This is a genomic window from Undibacterium sp. TJN19, assembly GCF_049339485.1.
Taxonomy (GTDB): domain Bacteria; phylum Pseudomonadota; class Gammaproteobacteria; order Burkholderiales; family Burkholderiaceae_D; genus Undibacterium.
Map to the genome: position 1 here is coordinate 872430 of NZ_JBMPPL010000001.1, position 21942 is coordinate 894371.

The following is a 21942-nucleotide window of genomic DNA, read 5'->3' on the forward strand; positions in this document are numbered from 1 at the left end:
GCTGGGGTACTAACGGTATTCATCATGCGGCTTTCTGGTCTGAAGTATCTTCAGCCGCCTCATCGGCGGGTCCGGTCGTGCGCGCATCAATGCCCTCGTCTTCACCACGCGCCTGCATGGCCAGCCGCAGGCTGCGCAATAAATTCAATTCTGACTGGAAGTCAACGTAATGCGGCAATTTCAAATGCTGGAGAAAGCCGGAAGCTTCGACATTGTCAGCATGGTATAGAACAAATTCTTCCATTTGCGCTGGCGCAATAATTTCTTCTTTCAATTCTTCTGCACGCAAGGCCCGGTCCACTACACCCATTGCCATGACTTTGCGTTCGTTGTAACCAAAGCTGAGACCATATCCGCGCGTGAACTTGGGTGCTTCGGTTTGCGAGCCTATGAACTGGGTGACCATCTGGCATTCTGTCAATTCGATATCACCGATGTCGATGGCAAAACCCAGTTCTTCCGGCACCACTTCCACGCTCACCGTGCCATAACGGATTTCACCGGCAAACGGGTGATTGCGTGCATAGCCACGTTGCGTCGAATAAGCCAGTGCCAGCAAAAAACCTTCATCACCACGGGCCAGGCTTTGCAGTCGCAGGGCACGTGTTGTCGGAAACTGCAAAGGGTCGCGGGTCAGGTCAGCAGGTTCGGGGTCATTCTCGGGAATCGATTCAGGCTCGATCAGGCCTTCGTCATTGAGGAAATCCAGTACACGCGGGCAAGGCTCCGGTTCTGCCTGGCTTTGCGATACATCATCGTCCTGAGGGTCAGATATATGGGTATCAGATGCGTGGCTCTCGGATGCCAGGCTGCCAGCCTGGGCCTGGGCAGCCAGCGAAAAATCCAACAGGCGCTGGGTATAGTCATAAGTTGCACCCAGCACCTGACCGCCTGGCACGTCCTTGAAGGTGGCTGAGATACGTCTTTTTATCAGCATGCAGGCCGTATCAACGGCCTGCGTAGACAGCAAGCGTGGCAATGTCGTCCGGTAGGCACGCAGCAGGAAGATAGCTTCGATCAAATCGCCACTGGCCTGCTTGATCGCCAGCGCAGCCAGATCCTTGTCATACAAAGATGCTTCACTCATTACCCTGGCAACAGCCAGCGACATTTGCTCACGTATCTGTGCAATGCTCAGTTCAGGCACTGCCGTATCACCGCGCCGCAGTTTCGCCAATGCCACATATGACTGGGCAATGGCTTTCTCTCCACCTTTTACTGCGACGTACATGCGTTATCCTTTTTCTCTATGCGGCTGGTGCGCGGCAAGCCCAGCAAGGCATCGCGGCAACAGAAAATAATATCCACACCCTGCGGAAAACCCAGGTTGTTTTGCTGCCATCGCGAGACAAAATCAGCAGGCAAGCCAGCGACGCGGAAATTACCAGACTCCTTGATGCCCGGGCCAGTGATCAGATTTTCCGGGCCGTTTTCCAGGTCATCGACCTGTATCAGCAAAGTGGCCGACTTATCAGGGTAAGTCATGCTGCCCTGTGCATATTCCTGCAAATCCAGATTTTGAAGAGGGGCATTCAACACCACGAAATTAGCCAGGGTTTTATCAGTCACCAGCGGCAAACCGCAGTGAAATCGCAGATAGGCACGCACGGCTTCATTATCCAGATCAGGCGCCAGCCAGGTGCTGGTTTCAAAATCCATCAGCGCAAGGCAAGCAGCGGCAGTGGCCAGATGCAAGGGTGCGGGCGCCTGCAATTGCACGGACAAGCGCTGTATGCTGCCTGGTTCAGACAGCGCTTTGAGCAAGCTGCGAAAGACAGTCTGTGCATCATGGACAGCATCATTCCAGGCTGGCAACAGGCCCTGGCCGACAACAGGATTATTCATCGCATTGACCGTATCTATCGTATTTATCGCCTCTACATTATTCATGCATCTTCCCCACGTACCATCGTCATGAACTCGACCTTGCTGGCTTTTGCTGCCGCGACAGTTTCTGCGCGCTGCACCGCCAGGATTTTTTCCAGCGGTGCAATAATGGTGGACTGCACGATGGCTTTGGCATCGGTCTGCATCAGCGCATCGAAGATCGCTGCCCATTCTGCATGGCGGACACTGCGGCCAGCTACATAAGCCAGACCAGTCTCGCCGCTGGACAGCCGCAAGGCGCAACGTGTCACTGACATTTCACCGAGATTGAATTGTGTACCGCTGCCACCTGTTCTGGCGCGTACCATGGCCAGGCCGGTTTCCGGTTTTCTTAACCACAGATAAGCAGGCAACTCGCCGAACTGTGCGACGGCTTCTGCCAGGGTTTCGTCCGGCGCTTTTGCCAGGACTGACATCCAGCGCGCGCGTTCTTGCTGGTCTGCATTCGGGCCAGGATGTGTGTTGTGATCTGATTTCATGGAGGAACATTACATCATCAAAAAATGAAGTCTTGATGACATGCAGTCTTATTATCGTTGTCAATATCCAGTCATATTTCCTGCATAAAATTGGGTATCCGAACAAAGAAAGCCAGACTATGGACACGCGCTTTTCAATTCAAGGCAGCCGCTTTTTGCAAACTTCTGCCGATGGTCATAGCGGCTGGAGCGAAGACAGCCTGCATTTGCAAGGTGCGCTCATATCTGGCACAGGCAACAAGGGGTTTTCCAGCGCATTGGGTCAGCAGACATTTGATGCCGATGGCCTGTTAGCACTGCCTGGTCTGGTTGATATCCATGGCGATGCCTTTGAGCGGCAGTTACAGCCTCGTCCTGCCACCAGTTTCCCTTACGATATTGCGTTTGCAGATACGGACAGGCAACTGATCAGCAATGGCATTACCACGGCCTGTCACGGCGTCACTTTTTCATGGGAAGGCGGCTTGCGCGGGCGTGAGGCAGCACTTGCCAGTTTCGAGCAACTGAAGTCGCAAAAAGACCGTTTTCACGCCGACCATCGCCTGCACCTGCGTTTTGAAAATCATCATCTCGATGGGCTGGGTGAAGCATTGAACTGGATCGCCTCTGGCAGTATTGCCTTCTTTGCGTTCAATGAGCATCTGCCATCGATATTGAAAAAATCTGCTTCACCGGAAAAGCTGCTCAGCTATGCCGAGCGCGCACGTTGCGATGTCGCCACTTTCCTGGAACGCCTGCACAAAGCACAGTCCCGCTCTACCAAGGTGGCACAGGCAATACAGCAACTGGCACAGGCCTGCCGCGAACATGGCATTCCCATGGCTTCACATGATGATGAAAGCCGCAGTGACCGTGAGCGCTATCAGGCACTGGGCGTGACCATCAGCGAATTCCCGAAAACCGAAGAAGCCCTGCTGGCAGCTCACGCGCTGGACAATCATGTCGTCATGGGCGCACCCAATATTTTGCTGGGCGGCAGTCACTGTGGCGGTCTGTCAGCCGCTGATGCAGTGCGCCGTGGCCTGTGCGATATCCTGGCCTCCGATTATTACTATCCTGCCTTGCTGCACGCGCCATTCCGCCTTGAGCAGGAAGCTGCATGCAGTCTTGAACAGGCTTGGCAACTGGTGTCACATCATCCTGCGCAGGTACTGGGCTTGCATGATCGTGGTCAGATCAAGCCAGGATATCGTGCAGATTTGATTTTGATAGAAAAACTGGCGGATGGCAGTCCGCGCCTGATCGCTACGATAGCTGCCGGGAAACTGGTATTTTGCGCAGAACCAGAGCGTCTGTCTGGCCAACGCCCTCTTGAGCTGGCAGCGTGATGCGTTATGCCCTGTATTTTTCCCCGGCGCCAGATACTGCCTGGTGGGAAGCCGGCGCACGCTGGCTGGGTCGTGACCCCATGCATGCGGGTAGCATTGCGCAGCGCCATATTCCTGGCATGCCTGACCTGATGTTGAGCAAACTGACTTCGGGCGCTACGCGCTATGGTTTCCATGCCACCTTGAAAGCACCATTCAGCCTGCTTGAAGGTTTTCATGAAAACGAGCTTATCAGTATGGCAAGGGCGTTTGCCAAGGTACAGCACAGTATCAAAATCCCGGAAATGCAAATCAGGATGATGGGCAATTTTCTGGCATTGCGCCCTTCAGGCAACGAATCCGATATCAATGCACTGGCCATGCGTTGCGTCAGTTATTTTGATCTCTTGCGCAATGCTCCCGATGCTACTTACCTGGCCAAGCGCCGGCATGCAGGCTTAAGTGCAAGGCAGGAGATTTTGTTGCAGCAATGGGGTTATCCCTATACAGAAGAAGAATACCGCTTCCACCTGACCCTGAGCGACGATCTCGGCGAAGTCGATGCAGATGCGCAGTACGCCTTGCGCAAGGCAGCAGAGCAGCATTTTTCCAGGCTGCTGGAAAATTCACAGATGGAAATTGATGCGTTGACGATATTCCGCGAAGAAGAACCGGGGGCGGCGTTCAAGTTCTGGATGCGTTTTCCATTCCAGGCTGTATTCCAGCAAAAAGCCCTGCCCCGCCCGGGCCAGCTTTTCTTTGTGGTTGGCCCCTCTGGGGCAGGCAAGGATACCCTGCTGCAATGGGTAAAGACCAGAATGCCGGAATCATCGAGCCTGGTGTTTTCACAAAGGAGCATTACCCGACCGGCCCATGATAGCGAACAGCATGAAGCCATGAGCCAGGAAGCCTTCTGGCAAGCCGCCGCAGCCGGACATTTTTGCATGCAATGGCAGGCCAATGGCCTGTGTTATGGCATACGTCGTGAGCTGGAAGTGAAATTGAAATGTGGCCAGGATGTGGTGGTTAACGGTTCGCGCGAATACCTGCCACAGCTAAGGCAGTTATTTCCCGATGCCAGGATCATCTGGATTGTCGCCGACGCCGACCTGATACGGCAAAGAGTCGAGAAACGCCAGCGCGAGAATGGCGCCGCCTTGCTCAACCGCATGGAAAGAGTGACACAGTTTGCCATACCCACCGAAGAAGATATCATTCATATCGACAACAGCGGGCCTGTGGAAATAGCCGGTCAAAAGCTGCTGGCACTTTTCAGTGAATGATACCTTAAGCGTTTGCTAAACCTGTTCGCTCAGGCTTCTACCCATTGCACATGCTGCAAGCGGTGTTTGTCAGTCCCCTTGTCCATACAGGTTTCCATCAAGGCGATGAAATAGACAAGTTCAGGCGTTTTTGCGCCAACGACTTTGGCGGCGTCATCCCATTGACGCAAGCGTACTGCATCCTCTGCATAGGGCTGGCTGATGAAATCCGTTGCCTGGGTCACGGTGAACGGCCCGCCCTGCCAGATCAGGCTGCGTTGTGAAGCCTCAGACAGGCCTGACCAGTACAAGGGATCTGCGGCGCACAGATAGCGCTTGGCATCGACATGCAGACGTATGGGTTCGGTGACGGCTTCATCAAAAAGATCGGCCAGTTGCAGTGCTGCCAGTTCGCCATGCGGAAAGGTCTGGTCAGTTTCATCATCCGCCAGATGGGCAATATCATGTAACAGGGCGGCGATGATGAGTGTATCGGAAGCGCCATCCTGCATGGCGAGGCTGGCGCATTGCAGGGCATGTTCAAGCTGGGTAATCGCTTCACCGCCATAAAAACCACCAGCACGGTATTGCAGCCATTCAATCACGGTAGAGAAGGCGATGGGAGTAATCCGTTTTTGCTGACGCTGAACAAATGCATTCATATAAATAGTTTTCTTAAACGGGATGAAGTCACGTCTATCAGGCTGACCGTCACGACGATCATCAACAATACGGTGCAGGTCTGCGCATATTGGAAGGCACGTATGACTTCCCATAAAATGACACCTATGCCACCAGCGCCCACCATGCCAACCACGGTAGCGGAGCGCACATTGGATTCGAAGCGGTAGAGCGTAAACGAAACCCACAAAGGCATCACCTGGGGCAAGACGCCATAAACGATTTCTTCCAGCGCATGCGCCCCAGTGGCGCGTATGCCTTCGACCGGCTGCGGGTCTATTGCTTCTACCGCCTCTGAAAACAGTTTGGACAATATGCCGGTCGTATGCACAAACAGCGCCAGCACACCGGCAAAAGGGCCCAGCCCTACCGCCACGACAAACAGCATGGCAAACACCATTTCATTGATGGCGCGCGCTGCATCCATCAAGCGGCGCACTGGCTGACAGATCCAGGCTGGTGCTATGTTCGACGAACTCAGCAAACCCAGCGGTACCGCACAGATCACCGCCAGGGCCGTACCCCACACGGCAATTTGCAGGGTCACCAGCAACTCCTGGAAATAGATACGCCATTCATGGAAATCCGGCGGAAAAAAACTGGCGGCATACGTCAACATATTGCCGCTATCGCGTATCAATTCCAGTGGTCGCATGTCGGCACCATTCCACGACAGTGCCAGTATCGCCAATACAATGCCCCATACCAGCAACTTGCCAAAATCCTGCTTTGGCGGTGGTGGCAAACTGACGGTTTTGTTTGTGTGCACGGATGGGGACGAATTCATACGATCAGGATTTGGAAATGTCGTTGAGCTTGCGGTTGATATCGTCCAGCTTCACTTTCTTTTCATCGGCATTCATGGCGACATCCGCCTCAAGCTTGATTTTTTCCTTGTACAGTTCCAGTTGACGGATAGGCTTCAACTGCGCGTTGGTGGAATCCTGGAAGCCGCCGAGTGTCAGCTTGTTCAATTGTGCTTTTTCGCGCGCTGCATCAGGGCCGGTTTTGCCATAATTAACAAAGAAATCCTTGATCTTGTTTTTGACATCAGCAGGCAAATCCTTGCGCCATACCAAAGGATCAGAGGCAATCAAAGGTGACTTCCAGACCTGGCGCAGCTGGCTGGCTATTTCTGGCTGACGTGCCTTGATGCGATCCAGCGTGTCAGAACTGTGTACGGCGGCGTCTACCTGTTTGTTGGCAACAGCAAGGATATTGGTTTCGTGATTGGCACCGCGTATGGTCTTGAACGCTGTTTTTGAATTCACGTTATTTTGTGCAAACACATAATAACTGGGTACCAGGAAACCTGATGTAGAGTTAGGGTCACCGATGCCAAAATTGAGGTTTTTGGCATTTTTCAGCACATCATCAACCGTCTGGTAAGGGCTGTCCTTGTGGACACTGATCATACTGTAATAACCCAGGGTGCCATCAGCATTCACGGTCTGTGCAAAGACTTCGGCACTGGCGCGGTCTACTGCTTCGATGGCCGATTTATTGCCCACCCAGGCAAACTGTACTTTATTGAAACGCATACCTTCAATGACACCAGCATAATCAGGCGCAAAGAAAGCCGTGACCTTGATGCCCAGCTTTTTGCTCAGGTCTTCCAGTATAGGCTGCCAGTCCTGTTTCAGGTTTTGTGAAGACTCGGTGGAAATAATGCCGAAGTTCAGCGTTTTTACTGCATCTTCTGCCGAGGCAGAAGCCGCGAAAGTAGCTGATGCAGCCATCGCCAGGCCTAGCGTAAAAGAACGCATGAATTGTCGAAACATGGAAATACTCCTGAATGAAAAATGAAACTCAGGCGGCAGCCGCAAGAGTGGGGAGGGAAAGATGATCGACCAGCGGTTTTTCCAAACTGGTACTCACAGGTGCCGGGCTTAATAATTCTTCTGCCTCTGCGCCATACAGGTCACGTAGCATGCTGACCGTCAATTCACTGGAAGGGCCGTCATACACTACCCGGCCTCTGGACAGCGCTACGGTACGCGGACAAAAACGCAAAGCCACGTCAACCTGGTGCAGGGACACCAGCACGGTCGTCCCATCCTGGCGATTCAGGTCGGCCAGCGTCTGCATGACGCGGCGGGAAGATTCGGGGTCCAGCGAAGCGATGGGTTCATCTGCCAGGATGACTTTGGCCTTTTGTACGATGGTGCGCGCTATTGCGGCGCGTTGTTGCTGGCCACCAGACAAAGCCGAGGCACGCTTGTAAGCATGTTCGGCAATGCCGACACGGGCCAGCGCTGCCAGGCCAAGTGCTTTTTCTTCTTTGGTGAATATTCTGAAACAGCTGCGCCATAAGGGGATGCGGGCAATGCCACCCGTCAATACATTGGTCAATACCGGCAAGCGGCCCACCAGGTTGAACTGCTGGAACACAAAACCAATTTCGGAACGCAGTTGACGGATATGCCGGCCCAATACGCCATTGGCCTGCACCACGTGTTCACCAGCCCGTATGTCATTACCGTTTGCATTGGCAATGATCAGGCCGGAAATATGACGGAGCAAGGTAGATTTTCCTGAACCGGAAGCACCTATCAGCGCCACCATTTCACCGGGCGCAAATGACAGCGCAATATTATCGAGCGCCTGATAGCCGCCACGAAAGGTTTTGGAAATGCCGTTGATTTGTATCTTCATTGCATCCGCCCCGGTTGGATGTTGGATTTATCCACGGGAGTATTAGGGACGAATGTGTCAGGCGTATGAAAGCCAGATTACAGAATGATGAAACGCAGATATTTAAAAGCAGGTTTCAAAAACAAAAACAGCAGACTTACCCGTGGGCAAGCCTGCTGTTCTGATCAAAACGAATTCACGGCTGGTCAGGCTTTATTGCCGTCCAGGCTATACGCCCCGCTGCCGTGGATCAGCACATATAAGAGACCACCAGCCATGGAGATATTTTTCATGAAATGTATCATCTGGTTTTGTGCCGCGTCTGCCGGTACACCCCAGAAATTATGAAAAATAAACGCCGCAGCCAGCGTGAAGGCTATCATTGCAGCAGCAGCCCAGCGGGCCCGCCAGCCTACAATCACCATCAGGCCACCGCCCAGTTCCACCACGATGGCAGCAATCGCCCCCAGTGCAGGCAAAGGCAGGCCCTTGCTGGCGATGTACCCGACAGTTTGTTCAAAACCGGTAATCTTGCTCGCACCGGAAGCTACAAAGATCAGTGCAATCAGGACACGCGCAATCAGGGAAGCATATGCCGGCCCTGCAGTTTTCAATTGGTTCATTTCAAATCCTTCAATAGTGATTTTATTTTTCAACTACCCTTGCTGATGAAATCAGTTAAGCCTGGTGTCAGGCTTTCATGGCTCATTAGTGCCATAGCGCCATGGTTTAATTTAATCAGCACGCCCCAGCTTGCCAGCACGGAAGTCATTGATCGCGCTGAAAATTTCTGCCTGACTGTTCATCACAAAAGGCCCGTATTGCACGATGGGTTCTCCCAGCGGCTGACCTGCCATCAATAACAGACGGCTATCAGCTTTGGCTTCGATCACAACACCATCTGCACCGGGCGTTTTCTTCAGTATAGCCATTCTTTGCTGCGGCACCAGGCGTTCAGCGATCTGCACTTCACCTTCATACACATAGACGAAGGCATTGAAACTGCCCGCCAGTTCCTGGCTAAAACTGCTACCTGCCGGTAAATGCACATCCAGGTAAAGCGGCTCGGTCACTTCGCGCTGCATGGCGCCCTGCACGCCGTGACTGCTACCTGCGATCACCCTGACCTTCACGCCTTCAGGTGTCACCAGTTCCGGGATCTCGGCACTTTGTATGTCGCGATACCACGGTGCGCGCATCTTGTCTTTGGCAGGCAGGTTCAGCCATAGCTGAAAACCAGCCATGCGCCCTTCTTCCTGTTCAGGCAGTTCGGAGTGGATGGCACCACGGCCAGCCGTCATCCATTGTACGCCGCCATTTTGCAGCAAGCCTTCATTACCGGCACTGTCACGATGGCGCATGCGACCATTGAGCATGTAGGTGATGGTTTCAAAGCCACGGTGCGGGTGATCGGGGAAGCCGCCGATATAATCATCAGCATCATCGCTGCCGAAGGCATCAAGCATCAAAAACGGATCGAGACGATACTGAAACGGCTGCGTCAGGACCCGCGTCAATTTCACACCGTCACCATCCGAAGTAGGCTGGCCGGCCACCAGTTGCTCAACCACACGCGATTGACTGACGCGTGCCGTGGTAGTGATGACATCTGTATCTGTAATATCCATGATCCGTCCTTGTTAGCTTATTAGCTTGTTAGCTTGTTAGCGTTCTATATCGCCAGCGCTAATTATGCTGGCAGTAAATCATTCATTTGCTGGTGGGCAGAAGCAATCGCTGCTTTTTCGCCTTCTGGCCCCATCGCCAAACCTTCTGCATAAACAAACTCTACATCTGTCATGCCCAGAAAGCCAAAAAAGGTTTTCAGGTAAGGCATTTGCGTGTCATTCGGTGTATTGCGATACAGACCGCCACGGGTCAGCACGACATACACTTTCTTGCCGGTCAGCATGCCTTCCGGGCCGTTTGCGGTATAGCGGAAAGTGACCTGGGCACGTGAAATGGCATCTATCCAGTTTTTCAGTTGCGCAGAAATACCAAAGTTATACATGGGCGCGCCCAGTACGATGACATCAGTCGCCTGTATTTCAGCAATCAGCGCATCATCCAGGGCGACACGTGCCTGCTGGTCTGCATTGCGCTGGTCGGCCGGTGTGAACAAGGCCTGCAAGGCAGTTTCATCCAGTATGGGGTGAGGGTGACGACCAAGGTCACGGATGCTCAGTTTGGCATCCGGTGTGGCAGCCAGCAGGCGTTCAACCAGAACAGCCGCCAGTTGGGTGGAATGAGAGCCTTCAGCACGGGCGCTGGAATTAATTTGCAGGATGTTCATTTTGTATCCTTTTCATGTGGGGTTGCGATGTAACTACTTTAGACGTTCCAAAAACAATGCGGAAGACGTTAAAATGGATATCATTGTTCCAAAAATAGCAAAATAGAGAGGAAATTCGTCATGTCCCTGGAAGCAAACGACCTCTTGCTGTTCGCCCGCGTCGTCGAAGAAGGCAGTTTCAGCAAGGCAGCAGAACGGTTGGGCGTGCCAAAATCAACGCTGTCGCGCCGTATTTCTGCACTGGAAGCCCAGCTTGGTGAACGGCTGATCCTGCGCACGACACGCAAACTGACGGTGACTGATCTCGGTCAGAATGTCTTGCTACACGCTCAACACGTGCAGGAAGAAGTGGATGCAACACTGGCGCTGACCCAGCACAGGCAGGCGGAACCGAGTGGCAAGCTGAAAGTATCCATGCCGGGCGACTTCGCCAATATTGAAATGGGTGAGTTGCTGGCGGACTTCATCAGCAAATACCCGGCGATCAACCTGGAAATCGATCTGTCACCAAGAAGGGTGGATTTGATAGGCGAAAATTTCGATGTCGCCATCCGCGTTGGCGACTTGCCCGATGATGCGTCACTGGCGGCACGTGGCCTGGTGCGCTTCAGCATAGGATTGTATGCCTCACCCGCCTATTTACGCGCGCATGGCACACCGGCAGAACCAGAAGCCCTGATGGAGCACGACTGCCTGCGCCTGATGGCACGCAATGGCGAAGTGACGATATGGCGCATGGAAAAAGAAGGGGCGGTATGGGAAGGCATACCGCCGGGCAGGGCCAGCGCCAATTCACCCGAATTGCTGACACGCCTGGCCGTGCATGGCAAAGGTATTGTCATGCTGTCTGATCATTTTGCCGATCACCATGTACGCAGCGGCGCCTTGTTACCTTTGCTGGAAGACTGGAAGCTGCCTGACGTCAATCTCTGGGCAGTCTTCCCCGGCCGCCGCCTGATGCCGGCACGCACCCGCGTCTTTCTCGATGCGCTACAGGCTGAATTCTCCGGCCCTCGCTGCCAGAAGATGCTGGACCAGATCAATACCTGTAAATCAGAACGGCGGACGCTGAAGGCGTTTTGATGATGCCGGTGGCTGACTGCATCAGGTCTCGGTGCTGACCTTGTCCCAGTCGTTTTCTTCTTCATACTGGCACAGCCAGTTGGCGGCCTGATGCCATTCGCGTACGGCAACGGCGTTCAGGTTTCCCGGTGCATCGCGCCCGGTGATATGTGCATGACGAACTGCCCAGTGCAGGCGATATAATAAATCCGACCAATCGAGTAGTTGCCCTTTGCGGCGTGGTTTCAGGGCAGCCTGCAAACGCACAGGCGCTTCCAGCGCTCGCGGAAATAATTTCAAAACCTGTTTCAGGTTTGCCGCTTGCGTCGGCACTGCCAGTTTGTCTGTCAGACCTGCGGCCCAGGCCAGAAAATACAGGGCTTCCTGCTTTTCGACAAAGTGTGTCCGCAGTTCTTCAACTGGTTTTTCGGGAGATGCTTCAGCAAATAAAAATGCCCTCTCCTGCGCAGACAGGCAGTCAATCAGTCCATGTGTTTCGAGATAAAGACGATAACGCGCAGCGTCGTCACCAGTCGTACCATCAATCGCACAATCAATCGCACCACCAGACGCGACACCAGTCACTGCCCACAAGGCCAGCATGCGCTGCATCAATGCTTGAGGTGTACGCAGTTCCACTTCTTCATCAGACTCAATCACATGCAATTGCACATTGATGCGGATACCACGTTTATGCAATTCCAGTTCGGAAGCTTCTTTGCGTTGCTCTGGGCTCATTAAAATTCATTCCTGTTGATCAGATGACCCTGTGATTGCGGGCAGACGGATTATCCCAGATTTTGCCGCCCCACAACCAGCAAGAACCAGGCTGCCACCTGCCGACTGTGGATTAGAATGCCTGTCTGTCACCTGTTATTGCAAAGCGTCTATGCGAGAAACCAGCTCTTTCCCCTTGCTGCATACCCGGAACTATCAACTCCGCCGTATCGTGCCTGCTGACATGGCGGCCATTTTCCGGGGTTTATCCGATCCGCGTGTCACGGATTATTATGGCGTCAGCTATGAGACGCTGGCATCAAGCCAGGCACAGATGGACTGGTATGAACAGGTCTGGCTCGACGGCACCGGCATCTGGTGGGGGATTTGCAGCAGGGAAGCACCTGAGCAATTGATAGGTACTTGCGGCCTGCATGGATGGGAGCAGGAACATCATTGTGCCGAAACCGGCTTCTGGCTTTCGCCTGACCACTGGGGCAAGGCTGTCATCCCTGAATGCCTGCATGTCATGATAGGCCATTGCTTCCGGCATCTGGGCCTGCACCGCCTGCAAGCCATGGTGGAACCAGAAAATATCGCCAGCTGGCGTTTAATCGAAAAGCTGGGCTTTCGTCTGGAAGGCGTATTGCGGGAATGTGAATATAAACAAGGACGTTATGTCGATCTCAAATGCTATTCCATGCTGGCAACTGAATATACTTCAGCGTAAAGCAGAGCCGTCGTGTGTTGAATAGTTTTTGCCTGAAACACATCGAATGTGGCAATTTGCACATCATAGACAAAGATGACATGAGCCAAGCTAAGCCATCAGTAATTACAACACGACAATATTTTGTGACCCTCAGCTTTCGTGCATACTATAAGTAATTGAAAGTAATGTGTTCAAGTGATGCAACCCGGATACAAAAGATAGTCTAAAATCACCGGACTTTCCCCCATCAAGCTGCTATTGACAGAATTGGACATGCAATTGCCCACCGCTACCCTAGATACCAGCCAGCTTCAGCAATGGCTTGCCGCCGTCGCCCGTAAAGACGCCCAGGCTTTTAAATCTTTATATGATGCAAGTTCTTCGAAACTGTTTGGCTTCGCGCTGCGTATATTAGTTAAGCGGGAGTTAGCCGAAGAGGTTTTGCAGGAGAGTTTTGTCAACATCTGGAACAACGCAGGCAGTTACCAGGCAGGTCTGGCAGCCCCGATGACCTGGATGACAACTATCGTACGCAATCGCGCTTTTGATCTGTTGCGCCGTCTGGATCATGATGTGGAAATCGATGGTGATACTTTTGATATGGAAGTCATGCACGCTATGGAAAGCAGCGACCCGACCCCAGTACAGTCACTGGAACTGACACAGGATGCGAAGGCACTGGCATCCTGCATGTCAAGGCTGGAAGGCTTGCACAGGCAGGCCATGGCAATGGCTTTTTTCCATGATCTGTCGCATAGCGAAGTGGCAGAGCAAATGAAATTACCTATCGGTACCGTCAAGACCTGGATACGCCGCGGCCTCGACAAGCTGCGTACCTGCCTCACCCGACTGGAGGCATGATGAATTTGCTACAACTAAAGAATAATCCTTCCTTACTGGAAAAACTGGCATCTGAATATGTGCTTGGTAGTTTGCGTGGCGGTGCACGCCGCCGCTTTGAGCTGTGGCTGAAACAGGATGCCGCTTTGCTGCAAGTCGTCAGGCAATGGGAAAGCCATCTGCTGCCTATGGCAGAATTTGCACCAAAGGCTCAACCGTCAGCACAGGTCTGGCCAGCGATAGAAAAACAACTGGGCTTGAGCAGGCAAAAAGACCCCTGGGCCTATTGGCGCAGCTGGGGCAATTTGCGCGAAGACCTGGCATTCTGGCGTGGTCTGGGCCTGTTTTCAAGCACCATCGCCCTGGTACTGGTCACGGTCTTGTTAAGCAGACAGGCCGATCAGGCGCAGGTGCAAACGAGCTATATTGCCAGCCTGGCTGACGATAAGGCACAGGCGGTCGCCATCATTACCGGCGACACCCGGCGCGGGCAGTTGCAGGTACGCATGGTCGCTGCGCAAAATATCGCTGCAGACAAGAGCCTGGAACTGTGGGCAGTGGGCAAGGATGGCAAGGTCAAGTCGCTGGGCCTGCTGGCAGACAACGGCAGCATGACATTGAAAATGCCTGCTGGTATGACGGCTGACAATGTGCCTTTGCTGGCCGTGACGCTGGAACCCAAGGGTGGTTCAGGCAATCCTGAAAAACCATCAGGACCGATCATATTCAAAGGTAACTGGATACAAATTTAAAAACGATGAACGAAAAAACGGGACTGAAAAGTCCCGTTTTTTTTACCTGCGCAAAACAGCTCAGGTCTGGTGGTCAGCTGAAAAGCCTACGCCCTGGCTGGCAGCAAGGTACCGCTCACTTCACCAAAACCGATGCGTGGGCAGCCTTCTTTGTGCGCCCAGCCGCGCATGATGATGCTGTCGCCATCTTCCATGAAAATGCGTTGTTCGCCATTGCTCAATACGATGGCTTTCTTGCCACCTTCAGTCAGCTCCAGCAATGAACCAGCTTCTTCCGGTGCCGGGCCTGACTGCGTACCTGAACCCAGCAAATCACCAGGGTTGAGATTGCAACCGTTGACAGTGTGATGCGTGATCAGTTGCGACACCGTCCAGTAAGAATGGCGGAAGTTGGACAGCGACAGGCGTTCTGGTGCCAGCCCTTCATTGCGCATTTTTTCTGTCTGCAACAAGACTTCGAGTTCGACATCAAAGGCACCACTGTCACGCAATGCCGGTGCATCCAGGTAGGCCATCGGCTGCGGGTCAGCCGCATCGCGTGACCAGGCGTGACGGTAAGGGGCCAGTGCTTCCAGCGTGACTACCCAGGGAGAGATCGTCGATGCAAAATTCTTCGCCAGGAAAGGGCCAAGTGGCTGGTATTCCCATGCCTGTACATCACGTGCGGACCAGTCATTCAACAGGCACAGGCCAAATACATGCGACTCTGCCTTGTCCATATTGATGACATCACCTAGTGCATTGCCGGGGCCGACAAAGATGCCGATTTCCATTTCATAATCCATGCGTTTGGCGGGACCAAACACTGGCGTTTCGGATGTGGGCGGCTTGGTCTGGCCGACCGGGCGGCGAAATTGCTGGCCAGATACGCCTATCGATGAAGCGCGGCCGTGATAGCCGATAGGCACCCATTTGTAGTTCGGCAGCAAAGGGTTATCAGGGCGGAATAATTTACCGACTGCCGTTGCATGGTGGACGGACGTATAAAAATCGGTGTAGTCGCCGATTTGCGCAGGCAGGGCAAATTCAGCCGCGCTTTGCGCCAGCAGGCAGGCTTGCAGTGCAGCCTGCTGGCTGGCACCTTCACGCATGGCACGTGACAAGGCCAGGCGCAAGGCTGACCAGACCGGTGCGCCCAGTGCCATCAGGGCATTGAGGTTACTGGCATTGACGGCATTGGTGAAATGCCCGCCCTGTAATTCTGTATACCCTGCAAAAGCGTGGGCGGCATGCGCTGCGGCCAGATCCAGCACCTGGTCACCGATGGCGACACCAATGCGAAATGCCTGGTTGCTGCCCTGGCGCCGGAACACACCATAAGGCAGGTTTTGCAGCGGGAAATCCGTCGTTGCCTGATTCGCCGAAGCGATCCAGCTGCGCAGGTTAACGTCATGGGTTTCGTTGAGTTGTACCGTCATTTATTTTTGCTCCGGATTGAAATTTTTCTTGATGCCCTGCCAGCATTGATAATAATCTGCCTGCAATTGCGGCGATTCCATCGCTGCCCGCGTAGGTTTGATGATAGTACGCGTTTCTATCATGAACGCCATCGTATCATCGACTTTATGTGGTTTGGCAGTATCTGCGGCACTGGCCTTGTCAAAAGTCGGCGCATCGGGTCCGTGACCGCTCATGCAGTTGTGCAGGCTCGCGCCACCGGGGCGGAAACCCGTGGATTTGGCATCATATTGCCCATGGATCAGCCCCATGAATTCACTGGCGATATTGCGGTGGAACCAGGGTGGGCGGAAGGTGTTTTCTGCCACCAGCCAACGCGGCGGGAAAATCACGAAATCTATCGTATCCACGCCCGGCGTATCGCTGGGCGCCTGCAAGACCAGGAAGATCGATGGATCAGGGTGATCATAGCTGATCGAACCGATGGTGTTGAAATGGCGCAGGTCATATTTGTAAGGCGCGAAATTGCCATGCCATGCCACCACGTCCAGCGGTGAATGGCCCATTTTTGCAGACCACAAGTTGCCGCTGAATTTAGCCAGCAATTCAAAATCGCCTTCCTTGTCTTCATACCAGGCAACCGGTGTCTGGAAATCACGCGGATTAGCCAGGCCATTCGAACCAATGACGCCCAAATCAGGCAAGCGCAGCATGGCACCAAAATTTTCACAGACATAGCCACGTGCTTCGCCGTCCGGCAATTGCACCTGGAAGCGCACGCCACGCGGTATCACGGCAACCTCTTGTGGCTCTATATCCAGCAAACCCATTTCAGTACGGAGATGCAAACGACCCTGTTGCGGAATGATGAGCAGTTCTGCATCGGCGTTGTAGTAAAACCGGGTCGTCATGTCGCGGTTGGCGGCATAAACGTGGATGGCACAGCCATTCTGCGCATCGGCAGAACCATTGCCGGCCATGGTCAGCCAGCCATCGATAAAGTCACAGGCTGTTTCCGGCATGGGCATGGGGTCCCAGCGCAACTGGTTAGGTGTGGACGGCACGGCAGAAAAATCATTGCTCATGTTGCCATTGCCAGCCAGTTTAAAAGGCTGGTGCATGGCTGCCGGGCGTATGCGGTAAAGCCATGAACGCCGGTTTGCATGGCGCGGGGCAGTAAAAGCCGTGCCGGAGATTTGCTCTGCATATAAACCGTAAGCACATTTCTGCGGTGAATTCTGGCTTTTGGGCAATGCACCAGGCAAGGCCTCGGTCGCGAATTCATTGGCAAACCCGGATTGGTAGTCAAGTTGCACTTCTTTTGCGTCATGCTTGCTCATCGTGATTCCAGCCATGAAAGTTTTGAACAGAATTCAACTTTAATGCAAACCATGATGTTTTACGATATAAATACAAAAATGTACTATATTCACAATATCAATAATAGTAAGTCAGAGTAGCGATATGCTTGAACCCAAAGACATAGACCTGAACCTGCTGGTGGTATTCCAGGAGGTGTATCAGGACAGACAGATTTCTTCCGTAGCCCGCAAGCTGGGCCTGTCGCAACCAGCAGTCAGCAATGCGCTGGCCAGGTTAAGGCGCAGTTTTGGCGATGAATTATTTGTGCGCACTGCCGCAGGCATGCAGCCGACGGCACTGGCAGAACAACTGGCAGAACCGGTTGCCGTGGCGCTGACCCATATTACGCAGGCATTGAACCGCCAGGAAGACTTTGACCCGGCCAGCAGCACGCGTCACTTTACCATTGCCATGACGGATGTCGGCGAAGTGTATTTCATGCCCGTGCTGGCAGAACACCTGCACACCCTGGCCCCGGGGATACAGTTGTCAACAGTACGTGCCAGCGATATAGACCTGAAAACAGAGATGGAATCTGGCCGGGTCGACCTGGCTATTGGTGCCTTCGATCATTTGTCTGACGCCTGGTACCAGCGACGCCTGTTCAAGCAAAATTATGTATGCCTGTTCAGGAAAAGCCACCCGCTGGCAGCGGACAAACTGGAAATGAAAGATTTTCTGGCCGCAAGACATTTGATTGTTGCATCCAAAGAAAACCCTTATGCAAAAGTCAATCAAAGCCTGGAAAAAGCCGGTATCAGCGCTGCCGCCCATTTGCGGGTACCGCATTTTGTGGCCGTTCCCTATATCGTCAGTGTCAATGACCTGCTGGTAACGGTGCCGCAAAAACTCGCAGAACGGGCTGCCGCACCGTTTGGCTTGCGTTACGCCAAGCCGCCGATACGCCTGCCGGCCTTGCAAACCAATCTGTTCTGGCACCGGCGCTACAACCAGGATACAGGCAACCAATGGTTGCGGGCTTTTATTTTTGAGCGCTTCCTGGAAGAGAATGCTGAAAATCCTTCACTGAAAGCCTGAAACGAATTCCGCCATGACAGCTCGCTTATACCCTACACTTTGGCCATCCTGTTCATGTTAATCATGTTAACTATATTACTTCCGGAGTGTTGCCATGCCCGTCATTACCTGTGTAGAAGATTTGCGCCTGCTGGCCAAAAAGCGCGTTCCCAAGGCTTTTTATGACTATGCCGATAGCGGCTCCTACACAGAAAGCACTTACCGCGCCAATAGCGACGATCTGGCTGCCATCAAATTAAGGCAGCGTGTGGCGATCAATGTAGAACACCGCTCTACCCGTACCACCATGGTCGGGCAGGAAGTCAGCATGCCTGTGGCGATTGCACCAACCGGCCTGACCGGCATGCAATGGGCGAATGGAGAAATGCTGGGTGCCATCGCCGCAGAAAAATTTGGTGTGCCGTTTACCCTGTCCACCATGAGCATCTGTTCGATAGAAGATGTTGCCAGTGTCACCACCAAGCCTTTCTGGTTTCAGTTGTATGTGATGCGTGACCGCGGCTTTGTGAAAGAAATGATACAGCGCGCGAAAAACGCCAAATGCTCGGCACTGGTATTGACACTGGATTTGCAAATCCTGGGGCAGCGTCATAAAGACCTGAAAAATGGCATGTCGGTGCCGCCCAAACTGACACTGGCCAATATTCTTGACCTTGCCACCAAACCCGCCTGGGCCTTACGGGCACTGACAGGCCGCAGGACCTTTGGCAACCTGGTCGGCCATGTCAAGGGTGGCGATGGCATATTGACCCTGAGCCAGTGGACAGCCAGCCAGTTTGACCCGACCCTGAACTGGGATGACGTGGCCTGGATCAAGAAAGAATGGGGTGGCAAGCTGGTACTGAAAGGCATACTCGATGTGGAAGATGCCAGACTGGCCGTTGCTGCCGGGGCGGATGCCATCGTCGTCAGCAATCATGGCGGCCGCCAGTTGGACGGAGCGATGTCATCGATACAGGCATTGCCTGCCATTGTCGATGCGGTGGGCCATCAGACCGAAGTCTGGTTTGATGGCGGCATACGCACTGGGCAGGATATCCTCAAAGCCACGGCACTGGGTGCCAAAGGCAGCATGGTAGGCCGGGCTTTCTTATATGGCCTGGGCGCGATGGGTGAAGCCGGTGTGACAAAGATGCTGGAAATTTTGCAAAAAGAACTGGATGTCAGCATGGCACTGACCGGTACCAAAGATATACGCGAAGTCGGGCCAGCGAACCTGATACGGCCCTAAAGCAAAAAACAACTGCACCCGCCGGTAACTACTCATCTGCTAGAGCAGGCAACGCGCAAACACGACTTCAAAAACAGTGCCGCTGCCGTTGCTACCGGTAGATACATTGATGCCGGCTTTATGGTCATTGGCAATGTCCCTGACAATGGAAAGCCCAAGTCCACTACCGTTGGACTGATCGCTGATACGGTAAAACCGGTTGAATATCAGTTGCTGTTCTGATTGTGCAATACCGGGGCCGGAATCTTCCACTTTCAGTATCACCCTGTCGCCGGTGCTGAGGCAACTGACGGTGATCGTGCCGTTTGCTGGTGTATAGCGTATGGCGTTATCGATGAGATTATCTATCAGATCACGCAATAGAAAACGATTGCCCATGATCTCACTGGCATGCAGGTCAAAACCGAGGTCGATGTTTTTTTTGTCGGCTTCTTCAATGAAATGCTGGATCGCATCTTCGACCAGTTTATTCAATGCCAGTTTTTCGAGATGTGCCTGGTCAAACTGGCTGGGTTCTGCGCGCGCCAGTGACAGGAACTGGTTGGTCTGGCGTATCAGGCGCTCGGTTGATGACATCATCAGCTTGATGGAATGACTGGTTTCTTCTTCCGATACATAGCGTTGCTGCAACCATTCAATCTGCATTTTCAAACCGGCCAGCGGCGTACGCAACTGATGCGCCACATTGGCGACAAAGTCGCGTTGCGCGGCTGCACCTATCTGTACCCTGGTCAGCAGATCATTGAGGGCCAGCACCAGTGGCTGCAACTCAAAGGCGATGTGCTTGACATCGATCAGTGACAGATCATCGTAACTGCGCGAGTCGAGGTCGGCACGCATTTTCTTCAGCGGCGACAAGCCCTTGGCAACCGCGAACCAGACGATGGTGGCAGACATGCCTGCCAGTAAGCCCTCCATCAATAACAGGGCGATGAAAATATCCGAGCGGATATTATTCCTGCGTCGTAAAGTCTCTGCCACGCCGATGAATACCGGCTTGCCGCTAACCATGGTTTTCAGGGAAATGACGCGTATCCCGCCGTTACGCATGACAGCATCATAGGCGATCGGTTCATCAAGTCGCTCGGTCGTGCGCAAGGTTGGGAAATCGGCATCGCCTGCAATGGTCTTGCCTTCGGTATTGCGGACGATGAAATAAATCGGATCGAAATGGCCGACCCGCAATACCTGTTCTGCCTGCGGCGGCAAATCAATTGCCACGTCAGCACTGACCAGCTTAAGGCGCGGCACCAGTGCCCATGCGGTGTCGGTCAGGCCTTCGTCAAAGGCGGCATTGGCCGGCTCCCAGGCCAGGCGATAAATCAGCACTGCGCCGAGGATATTGGTCACCAGCAAGGGCGCGATCAGCCACTTCAGCAGGCGCAGGCGTATGCTGGCGTTCATCAGTCGGCCCGTTCCAGCATATAACCAAAGCCCCTGATGGTCCTGATGGTGACACCTGCATCGAGAATTTTACTGCGTATGCGCGATACATACACTTCGACTGCATTCAGGGTGATGTCTTCTCCCCACGGCAGGATGGCGTCTATAATCTGCTGCTTGGAAACCACACGGGCCGCCTGCTGCATCAGGTATTCGAGAACCGCCCACTCCCGCACTGACAATTCTATCGACTGCCCGTTGACCCTGGCACGCTTGGATGTCTGGTCCAGGCTCAGGCCGGCCAGTTGCAGCGACATGGCTTCCGGTGCGCTTCTCCGGATCAGGGCCTTGATGCGCGCCACCAGTTCTGGCGTGGCAAAGGGTTTGACGAGGTAATCATCTGCCCCTAGTTCCAGGCCATGAACGCGGTCCTGTATGGAATCACGCGCCGTCAACAGCAATACGGGTAAATGATTATTCTGGCTGCGCAAGCGTCTGACAACTTCAAAACCATCAATGCCGGGGATGCCGATATCAAGCACCATCATGGAAATTTCCGAGCGTTGCAGTGCAGCCAGTGCATCAATGCCATTGCTGACGACATCAATGACCATGCCATGCGCCTTCAGGTTTCTGGATATGCCATCTGCAATAACGGAATCATCCTCGACTAACAAGACATGCATGGCGTATCCAGTTCAGGCATTTGATTGTTCATTTGAAATCGGCATATTTTACTCTTTTGCATCTATTTGGCACCCTGTTTCCTGATTTTTCCTGCTGTCAGCTTATTGTCAGCGTTATGTCATGTTGACGACAGAAACGCTTGTTATCCTCAGCCCCAATTTGTAATTAGAGCGCATTTCATCAATAGGGATGAGATGAGTTACAGCTATTTGCTACG

General features: G+C 53.3%; 23 protein-coding genes. 8 read left to right on the forward strand and 15 right to left on the reverse strand.

Translation table 11 applies throughout. The features are described from left to right. Positions 1-22 precede the first annotated feature (22 nt). From ACO0LH_RS04140 to phnG, 3 genes are read right to left on the reverse strand one after another with little or no spacing between them, the layout of a single operon-like run. Positions 23-1231: a carbon-phosphorus lyase complex subunit PhnI gene (locus tag ACO0LH_RS04140; protein ID WP_422939763.1), complete on the reverse strand. Its 1209-nt coding sequence runs from the start codon at positions 1229-1231 to the stop codon at positions 23-25. Next, positions 1216-1890 carry a phosphonate C-P lyase system protein PhnH gene (phnH, locus tag ACO0LH_RS04145; protein ID WP_422939764.1) on the reverse strand — a complete coding sequence of 225 codons (675 nt, stop codon included), beginning with the start codon at positions 1888-1890 and terminating at the stop codon, positions 1216-1218. The genes ACO0LH_RS04140 and phnH overlap by 16 nt, the downstream gene beginning before the upstream one ends. Then, a complete protein-coding gene (gene phnG, locus ACO0LH_RS04150) occupies positions 1887-2366 on the reverse strand; it encodes a phosphonate C-P lyase system protein PhnG (RefSeq protein WP_422939766.1) in 480 nt (159 codons plus the stop codon). Before phnG ends, phnH begins: the two co-directional genes overlap by 4 nt. A 119-nt stretch (positions 2367-2485) precedes the next feature. Between phnG and ACO0LH_RS04155 the strand changes: the two genes are divergently transcribed. Both ACO0LH_RS04155 and phnN read left to right on the forward strand, forming a co-directional pair. After that, positions 2486-3694 (forward strand): alpha-D-ribose 1-methylphosphonate 5-triphosphate diphosphatase, encoded by a 1209-nt coding sequence (locus tag ACO0LH_RS04155; RefSeq protein WP_422939767.1) that lies wholly within the window; start codon positions 2486-2488, stop codon positions 3692-3694. Continuing rightward, positions 3694-4956, forward strand: coding sequence for a phosphonate metabolism protein/1,5-bisphosphokinase (PRPP-forming) PhnN (gene phnN, locus ACO0LH_RS04160; protein WP_422939768.1), 1263 nt, complete (start codon positions 3694-3696; stop codon positions 4954-4956). The genes ACO0LH_RS04155 and phnN overlap by 1 nt, the downstream gene beginning before the upstream one ends. Before the next feature lie 29 nt (positions 4957-4985). Here phnN and ACO0LH_RS04165 read toward each other — a convergent pair whose 3' ends face one another. The 7 genes from ACO0LH_RS04165 to ACO0LH_RS04195 form a co-directional block, all read right to left on the reverse strand. Next, positions 4986-5597 (reverse strand): HD domain-containing protein, encoded by a 612-nt coding sequence (locus ACO0LH_RS04165; protein WP_422939769.1) that lies wholly within the window; start codon positions 5595-5597, stop codon positions 4986-4988. Continuing rightward, positions 5594-6403, reverse strand: a complete 810-nt coding sequence (gene phnE, locus ACO0LH_RS04170) for a phosphonate ABC transporter, permease protein PhnE (protein ID WP_422939770.1) — start codon at positions 6401-6403, stop codon at positions 5594-5596. The genes ACO0LH_RS04165 and phnE overlap by 4 nt, the downstream gene beginning before the upstream one ends. Before the next feature lie 4 nt (positions 6404-6407). Beyond that, positions 6408-7397 carry a phosphonate ABC transporter substrate-binding protein gene (gene phnD, locus ACO0LH_RS04175; RefSeq protein WP_422939771.1) on the reverse strand — a complete coding sequence of 330 codons (990 nt, stop codon included), beginning with the start codon at positions 7395-7397 and terminating at the stop codon, positions 6408-6410. Between the two features lie 28 nt (positions 7398-7425). Next, positions 7426-8271, reverse strand: coding sequence for a phosphonate ABC transporter ATP-binding protein (gene phnC, locus ACO0LH_RS04180; protein ID WP_422939772.1), 846 nt, complete (start codon positions 8269-8271; stop codon positions 7426-7428). 185 nt (positions 8272-8456) lie between these two features. Beyond that, the gene (locus tag ACO0LH_RS04185; RefSeq protein WP_422939773.1) at positions 8457-8873 is read right to left on the reverse strand and encodes a DoxX family protein; all 417 of its coding nucleotides are present in this window, start codon (positions 8871-8873) and stop codon (positions 8457-8459) included. A 111-nt stretch (positions 8874-8984) separates the two neighbouring features. Then, complete coding sequence (locus ACO0LH_RS04190) at positions 8985-9878, reverse strand: pirin family protein (protein WP_422939774.1); 894 nt, start codon at positions 9876-9878, stop codon at positions 8985-8987. A 62-nt stretch (positions 9879-9940) separates the two neighbouring features. Beyond that, positions 9941-10543, reverse strand: a complete 603-nt coding sequence (locus ACO0LH_RS04195; protein ID WP_422939775.1) for an FMN-dependent NADH-azoreductase — start codon at positions 10541-10543, stop codon at positions 9941-9943. 120 nt (positions 10544-10663) lie between these two features. Here ACO0LH_RS04195 and ACO0LH_RS04200 point away from each other — a divergent pair, with 120 nt between their 5' ends. Further along, a complete protein-coding gene (locus ACO0LH_RS04200; protein WP_422939776.1) occupies positions 10664-11626 on the forward strand; it encodes a LysR substrate-binding domain-containing protein in 963 nt (320 codons plus the stop codon). Positions 11627-11647: 21 nt separating this feature from the next. Here the strand turns inward: ACO0LH_RS04200 and ACO0LH_RS04205 are convergent, their stop codons facing one another. Next, a complete protein-coding gene (locus tag ACO0LH_RS04205) occupies positions 11648-12343 on the reverse strand; it encodes a DUF4272 domain-containing protein (protein WP_422939777.1) in 696 nt (231 codons plus the stop codon). A 151-nt stretch (positions 12344-12494) separates the two neighbouring features. Here ACO0LH_RS04205 and ACO0LH_RS04210 point away from each other — a divergent pair, with 151 nt between their 5' ends. The 3 genes from ACO0LH_RS04210 (at position 12495) to ACO0LH_RS04220 (ending at position 14626) form a co-directional block, all read left to right on the forward strand. After that, complete coding sequence (locus tag ACO0LH_RS04210) at positions 12495-13052, forward strand: GNAT family N-acetyltransferase (RefSeq protein ID WP_422939778.1); 558 nt, start codon at positions 12495-12497, stop codon at positions 13050-13052. A gap of 255 nt (positions 13053-13307) precedes the next feature. Beyond that, a complete protein-coding gene (locus tag ACO0LH_RS04215) occupies positions 13308-13895 on the forward strand; it encodes a sigma-70 family RNA polymerase sigma factor (RefSeq protein WP_422939779.1) in 588 nt (195 codons plus the stop codon). Next, complete coding sequence (locus ACO0LH_RS04220) at positions 13895-14626, forward strand: anti-sigma factor (RefSeq protein ID WP_422939780.1); 732 nt, start codon at positions 13895-13897, stop codon at positions 14624-14626. Before ACO0LH_RS04215 ends, ACO0LH_RS04220 begins: the two co-directional genes overlap by 1 nt. Before the next feature lie 86 nt (positions 14627-14712). Here the strand turns inward: ACO0LH_RS04220 and fahA are convergent, their stop codons facing one another. Next, positions 14713-16044, reverse strand: a complete 1332-nt coding sequence (gene fahA / locus ACO0LH_RS04225; RefSeq protein WP_422939781.1) for a fumarylacetoacetase — start codon at positions 16042-16044, stop codon at positions 14713-14715. After that, positions 16045-17364, reverse strand: a complete 1320-nt coding sequence (gene hmgA, locus ACO0LH_RS04230; protein WP_422939782.1) for a homogentisate 1,2-dioxygenase — start codon at positions 17362-17364, stop codon at positions 16045-16047. 124 nt (positions 17365-17488) lie between these two features. Here hmgA and ACO0LH_RS04235 point away from each other — a divergent pair, with 124 nt between their 5' ends. Both ACO0LH_RS04235 and ACO0LH_RS04240 read left to right on the forward strand, forming a co-directional pair. After that, entirely contained in the window at positions 17489-18424 is a 936-nt protein-coding gene (locus tag ACO0LH_RS04235) for a LysR family transcriptional regulator (protein WP_422939783.1), read from the forward strand. Between the two features lie 94 nt (positions 18425-18518). Then, a complete protein-coding gene (locus tag ACO0LH_RS04240; RefSeq protein ID WP_422939784.1) occupies positions 18519-19655 on the forward strand; it encodes an alpha-hydroxy acid oxidase in 1137 nt (378 codons plus the stop codon). A gap of 39 nt (positions 19656-19694) precedes the next feature. Here the strand turns inward: ACO0LH_RS04240 and ACO0LH_RS04245 are convergent, their stop codons facing one another. After that, entirely contained in the window at positions 19695-21059 is a 1365-nt protein-coding gene (locus tag ACO0LH_RS04245) for a sensor histidine kinase (protein ID WP_422939785.1), read from the reverse strand. Beyond that, positions 21059-21724, reverse strand: a complete 666-nt coding sequence (locus ACO0LH_RS04250) for a response regulator transcription factor (RefSeq protein ID WP_422939786.1) — start codon at positions 21722-21724, stop codon at positions 21059-21061. Before ACO0LH_RS04250 ends, ACO0LH_RS04245 begins: the two co-directional genes overlap by 1 nt. Positions 21725-21942 lie beyond the last annotated feature (218 nt).

What these genes read in the sequence shown, in the direction of transcription:
- ACO0LH_RS04140 (WP_422939763.1), bottom strand. Translation starts at nt 1,231, where the DNA reads ATGTACGTCGCAGTAAAAGGTGGAGAGAAAGCCATTGCCCAGTCATAT.
- phnH (WP_422939764.1), bottom strand. Translation starts at nt 1,890, where the DNA reads ATGAATAATGTAGAGGCGATAAATACGATAGATACGGTCAATGCGATG.
- phnG (WP_422939766.1), bottom strand. Translation starts at nt 2,366, where the DNA reads ATGAAATCAGATCACAACACACATCCTGGCCCGAATGCAGACCAGCAA.
- ACO0LH_RS04155 (WP_422939767.1), top strand. Translation starts at nt 2,486, where the DNA reads ATGGACACGCGCTTTTCAATTCAAGGCAGCCGCTTTTTGCAAACTTCT.
- phnN (WP_422939768.1), top strand. Translation starts at nt 3,694, where the DNA reads ATGCGTTATGCCCTGTATTTTTCCCCGGCGCCAGATACTGCCTGGTGG.
- ACO0LH_RS04165 (WP_422939769.1), bottom strand. Translation starts at nt 5,597, where the DNA reads ATGAATGCATTTGTTCAGCGTCAGCAAAAACGGATTACTCCCATCGCC.
- phnE (WP_422939770.1), bottom strand. Translation starts at nt 6,403, where the DNA reads ATGAATTCGTCCCCATCCGTGCACACAAACAAAACCGTCAGTTTGCCA.
- phnD (WP_422939771.1), bottom strand. Translation starts at nt 7,397, where the DNA reads ATGTTTCGACAATTCATGCGTTCTTTTACGCTAGGCCTGGCGATGGCT.
- phnC (WP_422939772.1), bottom strand. Translation starts at nt 8,271, where the DNA reads ATGAAGATACAAATCAACGGCATTTCCAAAACCTTTCGTGGCGGCTAT.
- ACO0LH_RS04185 (WP_422939773.1), bottom strand. Translation starts at nt 8,873, where the DNA reads ATGAACCAATTGAAAACTGCAGGGCCGGCATATGCTTCCCTGATTGCG.
- ACO0LH_RS04190 (WP_422939774.1), bottom strand. Translation starts at nt 9,878, where the DNA reads ATGGATATTACAGATACAGATGTCATCACTACCACGGCACGCGTCAGT.
- ACO0LH_RS04195 (WP_422939775.1), bottom strand. Translation starts at nt 10,543, where the DNA reads ATGAACATCCTGCAAATTAATTCCAGCGCCCGTGCTGAAGGCTCTCAT.
- ACO0LH_RS04200 (WP_422939776.1), top strand. Translation starts at nt 10,664, where the DNA reads ATGTCCCTGGAAGCAAACGACCTCTTGCTGTTCGCCCGCGTCGTCGAA.
- ACO0LH_RS04205 (WP_422939777.1), bottom strand. Translation starts at nt 12,343, where the DNA reads ATGAGCCCAGAGCAACGCAAAGAAGCTTCCGAACTGGAATTGCATAAA.
- ACO0LH_RS04210 (WP_422939778.1), top strand. Translation starts at nt 12,495, where the DNA reads ATGCGAGAAACCAGCTCTTTCCCCTTGCTGCATACCCGGAACTATCAA.
- ACO0LH_RS04215 (WP_422939779.1), top strand. Translation starts at nt 13,308, where the DNA reads ATGCAATTGCCCACCGCTACCCTAGATACCAGCCAGCTTCAGCAATGG.
- ACO0LH_RS04220 (WP_422939780.1), top strand. Translation starts at nt 13,895, where the DNA reads ATGAATTTGCTACAACTAAAGAATAATCCTTCCTTACTGGAAAAACTG.
- fahA (WP_422939781.1), bottom strand. Translation starts at nt 16,044, where the DNA reads ATGACGGTACAACTCAACGAAACCCATGACGTTAACCTGCGCAGCTGG.
- hmgA (WP_422939782.1), bottom strand. Translation starts at nt 17,364, where the DNA reads ATGAGCAAGCATGACGCAAAAGAAGTGCAACTTGACTACCAATCCGGG.
- ACO0LH_RS04235 (WP_422939783.1), top strand. Translation starts at nt 17,489, where the DNA reads ATGCTTGAACCCAAAGACATAGACCTGAACCTGCTGGTGGTATTCCAG.
- ACO0LH_RS04240 (WP_422939784.1), top strand. Translation starts at nt 18,519, where the DNA reads ATGCCCGTCATTACCTGTGTAGAAGATTTGCGCCTGCTGGCCAAAAAG.
- ACO0LH_RS04245 (WP_422939785.1), bottom strand. Translation starts at nt 21,059, where the DNA reads ATGAACGCCAGCATACGCCTGCGCCTGCTGAAGTGGCTGATCGCGCCC.
- ACO0LH_RS04250 (WP_422939786.1), bottom strand. Translation starts at nt 21,724, where the DNA reads ATGCATGTCTTGTTAGTCGAGGATGATTCCGTTATTGCAGATGGCATA.